Origin of the sequence: Paenibacillus sp. KACC 21273 (assembly GCF_028736095.1) — a bacterium.
GTDB classification, from domain to species: domain Bacteria; phylum Bacillota; class Bacilli; order Paenibacillales; family Paenibacillaceae; genus Saccharibacillus; species Saccharibacillus kyungheensis.
In genome coordinates, this window is sequence record NZ_CP117876.1 from 3,815,630 (window position 1) to 3,828,916 (window position 13,287).

9 protein-coding genes are annotated in these 13,287 nt (G+C 40.1%); all 9 read right to left on the reverse strand.

Annotation, left to right across the window (positions count from 1 at the left end; translation table 11 throughout):
• Nucleotides 1-46: 46 nt before the first annotated feature.
• Complete coding sequence (locus PQ460_RS16745) at nt 47-1,555, reverse strand: glycoside hydrolase family 68 protein (protein WP_274170510.1); 1,509 nt, start codon at nt 1,553-1,555, stop codon at nt 47-49.
• Between the two features lie 486 nt (nt 1,556-2,041).
• Nucleotides 2,042-2,887 carry a PRD domain-containing protein gene (locus PQ460_RS16750; RefSeq protein WP_274170511.1) on the reverse strand — a complete coding sequence of 282 codons (846 nt, stop codon included), beginning with the start codon at nt 2,885-2,887 and terminating at the stop codon, nt 2,042-2,044.
• Nucleotides 2,862-4,415, reverse strand: coding sequence for a PTS transporter subunit EIIC (locus PQ460_RS16755; RefSeq protein WP_274170512.1), 1,554 nt, complete (start codon nt 4,413-4,415; stop codon nt 2,862-2,864). Before PQ460_RS16755 ends, PQ460_RS16750 begins: the two co-directional genes overlap by 26 nt.
• A gap of 300 nt (nt 4,416-4,715) precedes the next feature.
• Complete coding sequence (locus PQ460_RS16760) at nt 4,716-6,479, reverse strand: glycoside hydrolase family 2 protein (RefSeq protein WP_274170513.1); 1,764 nt, start codon at nt 6,477-6,479, stop codon at nt 4,716-4,718.
• An 87-nt stretch (nt 6,480-6,566) separates the two neighbouring features.
• On the reverse strand, nt 6,567-7,379 hold the full coding sequence (locus tag PQ460_RS16765; protein WP_273615482.1) for a carbohydrate ABC transporter permease: 813 nt from the start codon (nt 7,377-7,379) through the stop codon (nt 6,567-6,569).
• Between the two features lie 17 nt (nt 7,380-7,396).
• Nucleotides 7,397-8,281, reverse strand: a complete 885-nt coding sequence (locus tag PQ460_RS16770; RefSeq protein WP_273615481.1) for a carbohydrate ABC transporter permease — start codon at nt 8,279-8,281, stop codon at nt 7,397-7,399.
• A 103-nt stretch (nt 8,282-8,384) separates the two neighbouring features.
• Nucleotides 8,385-9,677 (reverse strand): ABC transporter substrate-binding protein, encoded by a 1,293-nt coding sequence (locus PQ460_RS16775; protein WP_274170514.1) that lies wholly within the window; start codon nt 9,675-9,677, stop codon nt 8,385-8,387.
• A 184-nt stretch (nt 9,678-9,861) separates the two neighbouring features.
• The gene (locus PQ460_RS16780) at nt 9,862-11,466 is read right to left on the reverse strand and encodes a response regulator (protein ID WP_274170515.1); all 1,605 of its coding nucleotides are present in this window, start codon (nt 11,464-11,466) and stop codon (nt 9,862-9,864) included.
• A 28-nt stretch (nt 11,467-11,494) separates the two neighbouring features.
• Complete coding sequence (locus PQ460_RS16785) at nt 11,495-13,285, reverse strand: cache domain-containing sensor histidine kinase (RefSeq protein WP_274170516.1); 1,791 nt, start codon at nt 13,283-13,285, stop codon at nt 11,495-11,497.
• Nucleotides 13,286-13,287: the final 2 nt, after the last annotated feature.

Below are 13,287 nucleotides of genomic sequence, written 5' to 3' on the forward strand. Positions count from 1 at the left end.
CCTGTCTCTTTATTGAATCTTCAAGACTTATTGATTTAGAACGTATTTAATTAGAAGTGACTTGACCTTGCTCTAAAATGCTATTAGGAACGACTTTGGTTTCACTACCGTCAATTTCTACTTCAAAGCTTGGTGCAAATGTAGAATGATGATCGGTATAGAATCCTCTGTTGGTCATATAGCTAGTAATTACGACTTTGTTGCCTTTTACTTGTGGAATTGCGAAATGAGCATAATTCCATGTAACATCACGTTTGTTCAAATCTTGGTGCAATACCAGTCCACTACCGTTAAGTGGTTTGTAAGGCCCATCAATTGAATCAGCTACATATCCAAGCATATAGATATCTTCTGCATCAACACCGTCTACGAACATTTTAGCACCGCGTGTATCTGTGAATAGGTACCATTTGCCGTCTTTTTCAAAAATGTTAGCACGTTCGATCTCATCGGTTACTGTATTAGAAGCAATCAATGGTTTCATTACTTTTTTAAGAGAATAATCGTTATTCAATTCAATAATACCTAATGCACCGTTCGCAATCGTCATGTAATTACGACTCGGGTTATTCATTACTTTTTGGTATTCTGATTTGAAAAAGTCGTCATCTCCACCATAGTAAGCTTTGTTTGAGAACATAGATTGACCTTGATAACCTGTTTCAGAACCTGTATTCGCTTCAAATACTAGATATTTGTGTCCATTGTCTTCTACATAATGCGGATCTCTTAATGTGTGGTTATCAGAATAATCACCCGCACGGAATGCTTGATCAACGGTTTGATACATTTTGCCATCACCATCAAAAATAGACTTAAGGTCTTCTACACCGTTGATCTGAAGTGTTCCATTCGAAGGTTCAGATACATTAACTTGAGCAGTTGTTAATGTTTGTTTACCGAAAAATCCTTTGTCTGCATCCCAAGGTTGACGGTTAGTATAGAACAAACGCACTTTGCCGTCTTTGGTCATTGTTGCAGAACCTGACCATTCTTCAGATTGATTATTTAAGATCGTATCATTAGGAACCATTTTGTCGCTGTCTTTAAATACACGACCTGCATTTTTCCATGCATCTAATGATTGATCGCCTACTTTTTTGTAGAACAGATAAATAAATGTATCTGACGATACTTTTGGATCTCCTGCTAGTCCAAAGACGACTTCATATCCATTATAGTTCGCTACTGTACCATCTGCATTTTGCAATGGCCATGTATCCCATACATCAAGATCAATCGTTTTGCCATTTGCATCTTTACCTTTAGCAGACGGAATGTTGCGAATGGTAGATGCATCAAATTGTGGAACTTGATAGCGAGATTCTTTTTGCTGACTAGCTATTTTCAATGCATCAAAGCGTGTAAGATGTGTAAATCCGTAAGTATCATTAAAAACAGATGACGGTGTTTCTACAACAGGTGGTGGAGTTGGCTGTGTACCATTTCCGTAATCTGATTCTGAACCACTTGCAAAAACAGAAGTTCCTCCTGTTAGCATAGTAGCTGCCATCATTATAGCGACTGTTTTTCTTGAGAAATTCTTGATTTTCATTGTGTTCTTCCTCTCTAATTTCAAATTGTGGCTGTTTTGGCGCACAAAAAAGACCTAAAAATTCCTCTGAAGAACGAACGACACTTGTCGCCCGGATTCCTCACGGAGTTTTTAGGTCTTGCCTGCTTTACCAGTAACACACCCGAATATGCTGTTGCTGACATTTATTCTATAGGGCAAATCACTAACACACTATAGACTGAATGAATCAATTTGCAAAAAGAGTAAAAAGGATAATTTTGTAAATTTTCATTAATTTTCATGATATTTAGTCTTATTTTCACTGTTTCAAAGTTTACAATTTTGTAATCTACAATAATTTATACATACTTTGTACCTAGTCAATTGTATATTTATGCTATTAACTGCAACCTATCGACTCGGGTCGTTAGTCTATATGAATAGTTATTTTTGGTATGATTAGCGACTTTTATTCCGCTATCCACAGAATCATAAGCGACTGTATAAGTGAATTCTTTTATATTATCAGGAGCTATGACCCAGTCTTTCCCGTAGACGATTCACTTCGATCGTCATTAATACGCACTGACTCTCTGTAAAAGTATAATCATATTCATCTTCCATATTCTCTGCCATCTCTTCTACTTGCTCATATAATGTTTTGTATTTCTCTACTGCAATCTGAATCAACTCGCGATTAAGCTCACTTCCTGGCTGATCTTTTTCATATTCTTGAAGAATACTTTTCAGTTGGCTGATCAAGCGCTCATAATCGGCTGACTTATGATCCAGTGGTTGGTTCAACATGTATTCGATATCTTTCACCATATCTTTGATCATGGCTGCCATGCTTGTGGCTGTTTCTTGAGCTCCTGCATTCATTCGTGCGGTATGAATATGCATCGCAATATATCCGACTTCATCTTCAGGAATATCGATCTGCAAGTGCTGTGTAATCAACTGCTTCGCATGTAGCCCAATCTCAAACTCTGCGGGATACAGCAATCGAATCTCTTCTAATAAGGTATTATGAATAATCATGCCATTGCGCAGACGTTCTAGAGCAAATGACAAATGATCGGTTAAGGCAATATGAATATGTTCATTAAAAGAAACTTGTAATTCTTGTTCTGCATACGAAATAATCCGTTCAGATACAGCGATCTCTTCTTCAGGCAACTTTTGTAGCATTTCTTGAAGATACCCGTAACGCTCTTGATCTTCCAATACAAATAGTTTTTCAATCCGCTGGGTATCTACGATATCGTTTTTCCCTTTTTCAAAAGAAATACCGCCGCCCATAGCGATCTTTTCTTGTCCATGATCATCGACGACCACAGCATTATTATTGAGAATCTTTTTGATCTTCATAAGCTCCTCCTGTGAATTTACGAACAAAATGTGAGATATTGTATCGAAAAGCTGGCTTTTCTACCCCTAGCAACAGAGTCGTCAAAAACGCAATTCCGGCTGCGAGCACAAAGCCTATCATATAATGAATAAAATTCAGTTCTCCAAAAGGAACAATATAGACTAGCATAGGAATCCCTGTTAATCCAAATGAGCTGGCTACTACGTGATGCAGACCGACATAAGCGCCTCCTACTGCTCCACCGATCGCCGCACTTAGAAAAGGACGACCTAACTTGAGATTTACCCCGAGCGCGATCGGTTCTGTAATACCGAGAAAAGCGGTAATCGATCCAGATAAAGCGACTTTTCTTAATTCAGGATTACGAGTCGCCAAATAGACAGCCAGTCCTGCCCCGCCTTGTGCCATATTCGCCATCGACCAGATAGGCAATAGAAAATTAACACCTACATGAGGATCGGAGATAAGTGCAATCTCAAGCGCTTGTATGCCTTGATGTAGACCGGTTAATACAATCGTGCTATAAATACCACCAAGAATAAATCCGAACAATGTTCCGCCGTACGTGAAGAGATATTCTAGCCACTGACCTATCCATTCTCCAAGCCAGATCGCGATTGGACTGATTAATAAAATAGCAAGCGTACCGCCTGTAATTAGACTGATCGCTGGAGCGAGAAGTGTAGATGCAGAGGGTGGCAGAATACGACGGATTCCTTTTTCTATCCATGCCATCACTAAGGAAGCTAAAATAATCGGCATCATTGCACCTTGATAACTAAATTGAGGTGCTACCATTGTATTCACGCCCTGCATCGTTGTATGACCAATTAAGATCGCCAGATCAGGCTGAGACATCGCAATACCCAGTACTGCTCCTATCGCCGGAGTACCTCCAAATCGTTTTACTGCATGATAACCGAATAGCACACTAATCACTTGAAAAGCAGAACTTGTCAGCAATCCAAGTAATCGGAACCATACTGCATCTTCTGCTACCCAACTCGAAGATTGTAAAATGGTAACGAGTCCTAATAAAATACCTGCTGCTATAAACAGCGGTAATATAGGAATCAAAATATCTGAAAACACTGTCGCTACCTGTATAATACGCCCGGCTATTCCCCGTCTGCGATAAGGATGCTGGGATTCTGATAACTGATCGACTTGCGATGCTGTACCAGCTTGACCTTCTGCAGATGTCTGTAGATGCGCTGAGTTTTCATACTGGCGAAGCACAATATTCATTTTCCGATGCAGTTTGTAGACAAGTTCAGGGCCGACAATAATCTGCAATTGCCCGGGCAATCTATTAATATTTTGCACTTCTTTGATCTGTTGCAGTTCAGCCTCGTTGATTGGATGATCATTTTTTAATTTCAATCGGATACGTGTTGTACAGTGCATCACTTCTACTAGATTATCAGGTCCACCGGATAAATGGATAAGACGTCGAGCAAGCTCTTCGGTCGGGTTGCCCTGCGCATATCGTTTACGAGAAGATGGCAGATTTTTTTGATCTGACAACGCTATTCCTCCTTTATCAGGTTGAATCCAGAACGCATAAGCCTACTTATCTTTGAATCGTAGCGTAGTTTTGGAATATTCTGAAATGTTCATAAGATGTATAAAGTAACAACTTTGTAGTATAGGATAGTTTACGGATTATGACAATCTTTCGTGTAAATTACTGAAGGGATAATGAAGATCGTATACGATGATTTATTTGTATATATACCAAAAAGTGTTGCTATACACCTCTGGACTAATAGAGTCAGGTATATAGCAACACTCCGGTTTACTTACAATAAAGGATCATGTATATATTTAGGATAAGTTCATAACGATACGACGAATATCTTCGAGCGGCACTTTGGGCTTACGATCATACGTAACTAGACCATTGATCTCCTGCTCTACATCGGTGAGCTGGGTATAACAGAATCCTTGCACGATCGGAGAGCGATGTAGTGGACGAATAACAGCGGCTAAGCGTTGTAGATAATCTTCATCATTGTCTGCGCCCGAGTATCCCCAGCCTTCCCACTCACTTTTTTTATATGCGATTCCGCCAAATTCTGTGATCAGAATCGGTTGCCCTTGATACGTTGCTCCGCCGACAAAAATCTCACGATTACCTGGTAGACTATGTACAGCCTTTTCAATCGAAGCATAACGTTCATCTAACACTTCTTCTTGCCATGCATAATCATGAATTGCTACCAGATCAGTCTCCATCATTTCCCAGCCATCGTTATAAATAACAGGACGTGTGTCATCGAGTGACTTGGTTAAATGATACAGTGTTAGTCCATGCTGTTGTTGCCGCTGATCATTTTTCACATTCGGGATGCCCCAGCTTTCATTCATCGGTACCCAGACCACAATCGATGGATGATTATAATCACGCTCAAGCACTTCTTGCCATTCCTGTGTAAAACGGCGTACGTATTCTTCCGAATAATTATAAGCATTCGCCGCTTCTCCCCATACTAGCAGACCTTTGCGATCACACCAGTATAGAAAGCGTGGATCTTCCATTTTCTGATGCTTACGCACTCCATTAAAGCCCATTGCTTGTGTTAATTCGATATCTTGAATAAATGCTTCATCCGACGGTGCAGTTAAAATTCCATCAGGGAAATAACCTTGATCGAGTACTAGACGTAGAAAGTACGGACGATTATTTAAATGAAGCTTTCCATTTTCTATCGAAATTTTACGCATCCCAAAGTACGATTGCACAGAATCAATAACAACATCCTGCTCTACTAACTCTAGCTGAATATCGTATAGATGTGGTTTTTCCGGTGACCACCATCGTCCCAATTCATGATCGTTAAAATCATGTAAACCGATCGAACGTGTATGTTCTGTATGGGTCACTACAAATTCATCCTGTGCGACAAACTCCCCTGCAAATGTAATCGTTAATCGTGTCCGTAATTTTTTTTGCATCGTTGCTGAAGAATAAAATAACCGCACTTTGATTTCATTCTGATCAATATCAGCCGTAAATTTAGCTTTGCGAATATGAGCAGGGTCAACCGCTTCGAGCCATACCGTCTGCCAGATGCCAGTAGTACGGGTATAGAAAATGCTAGCCGAGTCTTCTTTCCAGTATTGCTTGCCCCGCGGTAATGTCACATCTTGACTATAATCTTCTACACGCAATACGATTTCGTTATGATCTGCTTCTAATAGTTCGGTAATATCCGCTTGAAAAGGAGTATGTCCACCTTCATGAAATGCTGCCCATTTTCCATTGATCCAGACAGTCGCTGTATAATCCACCGCTCCAAAATGTAAAATTGTGCGCTTGCCTTTCCAATCCGATGGCACTTCTATAGATTTGCGATACCAGACCAGATCATGAAATCCTGTATCCCCGATACCACTCAATTCACTTTGAAAAGTAAACGGAACTTGAATACTCTGATCAAATACATCTTGTCGATCCAGATGCCATTTCTGCTGATCACCGACACGATCATCGTCAAATGCAAATTCCCATGTTCCATTTAGATTGATCCAGTCTGCTCGTTCAAATTGTGGTCTTGGATATTCAGAGCGAGTTGTTGTTGCAGTCATAATCGTAATTCCTCCTTTGAATGGTAAACGCTTGTATAATGATGCTTCAACTATATGCTTATTTATCAACTACTCAAATTACTGATTTTATAACTCTTTGCCACCTGTAAAAGCAATTCCTTTAATAATCTGCTTCTGGAAAATCAAAAATACAATCAATACCGGAATCGCTGCCAGCGCATTAGCAGTCATTGGAAGTGCATACTGCTGTACATAAGAACTCTGGAACATCGGCAATCCTAAAGTAATCGTCATATACGCTTTGTCCGAAATCGAGATCAGTGGCCATACATAATCATTCCATGCACCGATAAAGCTAAAAATACCTAAAGCCGCTAAGGCAGGACGAGACAATGGTAAAAAGATGCTATACCAGACTTTAAAAAATCCGGCTCCATCAATCCGAGCTGCTTCTTCAAGGTCTTTCGGTAATCCATCAAAAAATTGCTTGAGGATAAAAATACCCATCGGTCCCGCAACCGCAGGCAAAATAAGAGAAGTTCGTGTGCCAAGCAGACCTAGATCTCTCATAAAAAGATACAGCGGAATCAATGTCGCTTCTGCTGGAATCATCAGTCCGGATAAAAACAAAAGAAACATAAATTTACTACCCGGAAACGTAATCCGAGAAAATGCATAAGCCGCCATCGAAGATAAGATCAGTACAAGCGCTGTGGTGATCACAGACACCATTAAGCTGTTGCCCATCCAACCGAAGATGGGAGCTTGACTCAATACTTTCTCATAGTTTGCAAACGAAAGGTGAAATCCATTACCAAATACATTTTCTCCTTCTGGTGTAAACGATAAAGCTAGCATCCAGACAACAGGAATTAGAAAAAATATCGCCAGTACTACAGCTACAATACGAATAAAATAATAATAGATGCGATCCATCATAGATGACTCTCTCCTTTCTAAGATTCCAGTCTCCGTAAAATAAAGGTCTGCACTAAAGAGATCACTAGAATAACAATCATAAGTACAAAAGCAATCGCTGACGCATATCCCATCTGGAACGTCTGAAATCCATTTTCATAAATCGAAAATACGACCGTTTTGGTTGCTCCTGCTGGTCCTCCGCCTGTAATCAATTTGGATTGACCAAAGATTTTGAACGAAGCGATAGTTTGAAGCACAATCACCAGTATCGTAATACGTGATAATGATGGCAAAGTGATATACCAGAACGTCTGCCAGCGATTTGCGCCTTCGATCTGCCCTGCTTCATAAAAAGAGGCTGGAATATCTTGAAGCCCTGCTAGAAATAAAATAAATACAAATCCTACTGTCCACCAGATGGTAGACATAATAATAGCCGCCCAAGCCAGAGTGGGTTGTGACAACCAGAAAATTTCTTCATGAATCAGTCCTAATGCACGCAAAATCTGATTAAACAATCCTGTATACGGTTGTAAAAAAATCACCCAGATACTAGAGATCACAGAAACAGATAATACATATGGCATAAAAACAGAAATGCGGAAAAAAGACTGTCCACGACGTATCCCATGAACCAGAATAGCTAACAGTAGACCAATTCCACTGACTAATGGCACACTGATGATTGTAAATATTACGGTATGCATCAAATTACTACGGAACTCTTCATCTGCGATTAAATTGGTATAGTTTTGAAATCCTACAAACACTTTATCTCCTAACAAAGACCAATCATAAAAGCTAATACGTAACCCGTACAAAATCGGAAATAAAGAAAAGAGCGCAAAGAAAATCGTATACGGCAAAATCATTAATATGCCTGTTATCCATCCTTGATGCGCTAAAGATTTGGTGCCCATAATCGTCTACTCCTTTCCAAAGTAAGATCAAACAAAAGAAGCGGTATGATCTTGATATCGCTCCGCTTCTTTTGTTATGACTTATTGTTCCCTCTTGCTATCTTTATTTGCCGGTAATTTTGTTTGTCGAAGCATCTGCTTTTTGAAGGGTAGTCGCTGGATCTTGCTGACCTGCTAACATTTTTTCAAATTCTTTCACAACATTATCGTTGACCTGTCCTTGTTTTTCGTTACGAGGCCAGTATTTTACAAAGTCAGCCGATTGAGCATAATCGCTACGATATGGCATATCTTTGAACTCTTTAGAATCGAGTACTTTGGTGACACTTGGAATATGCCCTGCTTTTGCCCACATATCTCCATGCTCTGCTAACCAATTCACAAACGTTAATGCTGCTTGTTGTTTGGCTGGATCTTCCTGACTGTGTTTGGGCAAAGCTAATGTATGCGAATCGCCCCATGTAGCAGGTTGATCATAGATTTGTGGCATCGGTACAACCGCAAAGTCTAATCCTTTAATATTTTCAAATGAACCGGTACTCCATACTCCTGTAATCAATACAGCCGCTCGTTGATCTTGGAATAACTTCACCGCATCATTCACATTCGGCGGAATTAATTTGGATGTATATAAGCTGTTCACGTATTCTAATGCTTGCTGCGCTTGTGGATTGTTAAGCGCTGCTTGGCCATTGTCATCATAGAACTTACCGCCACCGGTTAACTGGTTATAGAATCCCCAGAACATCCAGTAAGCATCAATCCGTACGCTAGGTTGTGCTAGTGGAGCCACATCTGCTGGAACAGCCTCTTTAATTTTGGTTAGAAATGCAGTGAATCCTTCTGGTGATGGGTCGTATACGGGTTTACCATCTTTCAACACACCTGCTTTTTCCAGATATGTTTTGTTGTAATACATTACGATAGCATGGGTATCTAATGGAATCGAGTAATGCTTACCATCATAGATCGTAGATTCTAGAATTGTAGGATTAAATTCATCCCAGTTGACTTTGGAACCTGCAGCAAGATCATCCAGTGGAGTCACATAACCAGCAGGGACAAATTGAGGCATCCGCGAGGAGTGCAATACCGCTAGATCAGGTGCTTGATCGGAAGCTAAAGACGTTTGTAATTTGGTATAATAATCTTCTGAGCGATTACTCAGTTGTTCGACTTGAATATCCGGATTTTCCTGATTGAACTTATCCACCATAGCCGTCATAAATTCTCCATCGCCACCACTGAATGGTGTCCAGAATGAGATTTGTGTTTTACCGCCTGTTTTACCACTTTCCGAACTGCTGGCAGGTGCGCTCCCTCCAGCACAAGCAGATAAGATTAACATCGCCATCAGCAATATACATCCGGCTTGAATACCTTTTGTTTTTCTCATTAATACAACCCCCTTATCGAATAAATAAGTATGTGCGTTTTTAGATAACGCTTACATTTAGAATCTTAATTCATTCTTTAAGGGGGAACCATGACGCTTTTTTCGATGCTATAGACATATATTTAGGTCTGTCTAGTGAGGCAGTTCTTTATTGCAGATCATAACTAGAGAATCTATTTGTAAATTACACAGGATGTTGGTAATGACGACGACTATCCCGATACTGCTTGGGTGTAGTACCCGTTTCTGTTTTGAATACTCGATTAAAATGGCGAATATTCACAAATCCTGTATCATAAGCAATCGTAGCAATTTTCTCATCGGTATGAATCAATCGCTTGATCGCTTCTCGAATCCGTATCTCTGTCAGTACTTCGACAAATGAATGCCCTAATCGATGTTTGAACAGACTACTGAGATAAGAAGCATTCAAGTAGACTTTTTCTGCCATTAGACTTAGAGTGATCGGCTCTGCATAATGTTCTTCAAGATAACGTACCACCTGATCAACGGCATGGATCACATGCCCTTCTTTGCGCTGAATGAGATCATATAACGAATACAATAATTCTCCGCAATATTGTGCGAGTTGCTGACGCTCATTAATCAACAACACATGTTGCAAAATCATACCCATATCCTGCTTATTTAGCCATTCGCTAAGTACTTTGTAATCCAGTGCAATCTCATAACACTCTAATAATATTTTGCATATTTGTTGTTGGATCACTTCTGGATGATTCATTTGTCTGCATAATCGTTCGATAAAAGCTTGCACTTGTCTTGTTAATTCTTGTCCATTTTCCTGTGCTAATAACTGTTCCAAAAAGTGTCTGTCTGCTGCTTGCAATCGAGATAAAGGCATCGTATTCGTCGCTGAAGATTCATAGACTAGCACTTGATCTCCTCCCGAAATTAAGCGATATAACAGAGCAGTCTCTGCTTCACGATAAGATTTCGGTACCGATTCTAGATCATCTACTCCGCCACCGATCCCAATCGTAACGGTCATTTGAGAGATGCGCTTAATAGTGCGAATTAATTGTCCTGACAATGATTTGATTTGCTGTGCTGTAGCTTCGTTTCGATCACTATTGATCAGAGCAATCACTTTATGATGATCTATAAATGTGTATCCTTGTAAAGGTTCTATGATCATCTCACGCACAAATTGCTGAATATACAAAAAGAATAACTCAGGATCATTCTGACGATAACGCTGTTCTGTAACCGAATCTCGATCCAATTGCACGATTAGACAATATATTCCGTTATGAGGAAAAGAAATACTCGCTTGATCGAATAATTCACCTTCATCATAAGCTATATTGCCATGAATCAGACTACTCAATAACTGCTGTCTAATCACTTGCTGACTGGGCATATGTTCTACTACAGATTGAGATTCACTTTCTTTGCTCAGTTCTGCTTCTACTTTGCATAATGCGGTATACAGTTCTTCTTTATTCACCGGCTTGAGCAAATAATCTCTAGCGCCGCTACGAATCGAACTGCGAGCATACTCAAAATCATTATGTCCACTTAGCACAATACAGCGAATAGTAGGATACTGTTCTGCCAGTGTTGCTTGCAGTTGAATACCATCCATACGAGGCATCCGTATATCGGTAATTACCAGATGAGGACGTTGAGACTGAATCATTTCCAACGCTTCCAATCCATCTCTGGCTTCACCAATAACTGTCCATTCCAGATTAGATTCATGAATTAAATGAGTTATTCCTTTGCGAAAAATCATCTCATCATCAACAATTAAAACGTTATACATAAGAAGAGTCTCCTTTCTTCAAGTCATCTTAATAGATCATGTCAGATGCAGGCATCACAACAGTAACGCGCAATCCTCCTTCGTCCCGATTATGCAACGTAATGCCATAATCATTGCCATACTTGAGAGCAATTCTGCGATGAACATTAACCAACCCATGACCTCCCGGGCCTTCTGGCAAAATACCGGCTTCCATATGAAGATGTTGCTCTTCGATCCATTCTTGCTCCATCCCCGGGCCGTTATCAATCACATCTATCTGAACCTGCTCCTGCTCTACATGAACGTTTATCTGAATATAAATATCACCACGACCTCGTTCTAAGCCATGAATAATTGCATTTTCTACTAATGGTTGTAGTGTCAGACGAATAATAGGGCTGGATAACAGCGATGGGTCTGCATGAATCGTATACGTTAAGCGCTCATCATACCGAATACGCTGAATCGAAAGGTATCCTCGGACATGATCCAATTCTTGCTCGATCGTTACTTCACTATGATCACTGCCGATACTATACCGGAGTAATGCACTAAGATGATTGGTCATTTGAACCACTTCACGATTGCCTTCAAGCTCCGCATACATACTGATCGAACCGAGTGTATTGTACAAAAAATGAGGATTGATCTGGCTTTGAAGTGAAGCAATCTGTGCATTTTTTTCCCGAATCTCTGTTTCATACAATCGATAAGTTAAGGTTCCTAGACGGGATACCATAATATTAAAAGTACGACTCAAATGACCGATCTCATCTGTTTGATGAACAGGTAACGTAATATCAAACTCTCCACGTTCTACAAGTTTCATAGAATCGCGTAATACACTGAGCGGTCTTGTAATTCGCATCGCATGAAATATAGATACAATCACCGAGATAATCAGACAGATTCCGCCTAACCAGATCATTTGCCGATTAACCTGCTCGGCATCTTGTACCAGTACTGCTACAGGAACTGCTTGCAGTACGGTCCAATGAGTTACAGGTGAGGTCTGATACGTGAGCAGTACCGATTGCTTGCCATTATGAATCGTTAACGTACCTTCTCCTCCATACTGCTGTAGCGTAGGATCGTCGACAGGAAAAGAAGGGCTTTTATAAATCAATTGCTTATGCTGATCGATCATTGCAAATAACGATGTAGGCGAACCTGCCAGATGTGTAATCCGATCGGTCAATGCCTCGGCAGGCACATCAATCACCAGCACGCCTAACTCTTTGCCGTTATCCAGACTACGAATTTTACGAGCAATCGAAAACACTTGATACACCGTTCCGTTATCCGACAATACTGCGTGAGGAGCGATAAAATACCCTTTGCCTGACAATTCAGTATCTAACGCTAATAATCGTTCTCGATCACCTGATTCTGCAAATCTGCCCGGACTATCCGGTAATTCTACATATGAAGAATGCGTATGATTCGTAAATAAAGCGACTCCTGCAATATCGACACGTCCATTCACCCGAATACGCCGTACAAAGCTTTCTAACAATAAGCGATCTTCATATCGATCAATCACTTGATCTTGTGTATCCTGTTCTAGATAATCCATAATTTCTGGCGACTGATAAGGCAATACAGATAATAAGACTAATTCATTCATATACGCATCCAAATTCGATGTGAATTCGCGCACTACATCTGCCTGATATTGACCTGCATTGGTTTGAATCGAATCCGAGTACCCTATACTAGAAATCCATGAAGAAATAATCAATGGAATCGAAATTAATGTAATATTCATAATAATCAGCCGGGTAACTAATCGCATATTTTTCCAGCGACGAATCCAATTTTTGATAGATATCTGCATGA

Excerpts from the sequence above, each read along its gene's own strand:
- PQ460_RS16745 (WP_274170510.1), bottom strand. The coding sequence starts at position 1,555 with ATGAAAATCAAGAATTTCTCAAGAAAAACAGTCGCTATAATGATGGCA.
- PQ460_RS16750 (WP_274170511.1), bottom strand. The coding sequence starts at position 2,887 with ATGAAGATCAAAAAGATTCTCAATAATAATGCTGTGGTCGTCGATGAT.
- PQ460_RS16760 (WP_274170513.1), bottom strand. The coding sequence starts at position 6,479 with ATGACTGCAACAACAACTCGCTCTGAATATCCAAGACCACAATTTGAA.
- PQ460_RS16765 (WP_273615482.1), bottom strand. The coding sequence starts at position 7,379 with ATGATGGATCGCATCTATTATTATTTTATTCGTATTGTAGCTGTAGTA.
- PQ460_RS16770 (WP_273615481.1), bottom strand. The coding sequence starts at position 8,281 with ATGGGCACCAAATCTTTAGCGCATCAAGGATGGATAACAGGCATATTA.
- PQ460_RS16775 (WP_274170514.1), bottom strand. The coding sequence starts at position 9,677 with ATGAGAAAAACAAAAGGTATTCAAGCCGGATGTATATTGCTGATGGCG.
- PQ460_RS16780 (WP_274170515.1), bottom strand. The coding sequence starts at position 11,466 with ATGTATAACGTTTTAATTGTTGATGATGAGATGATTTTTCGCAAAGGA.
- PQ460_RS16785 (WP_274170516.1), bottom strand. The coding sequence starts at position 13,285 with ATGCAGATATCTATCAAAAATTGGATTCGTCGCTGGAAAAATATGCGA.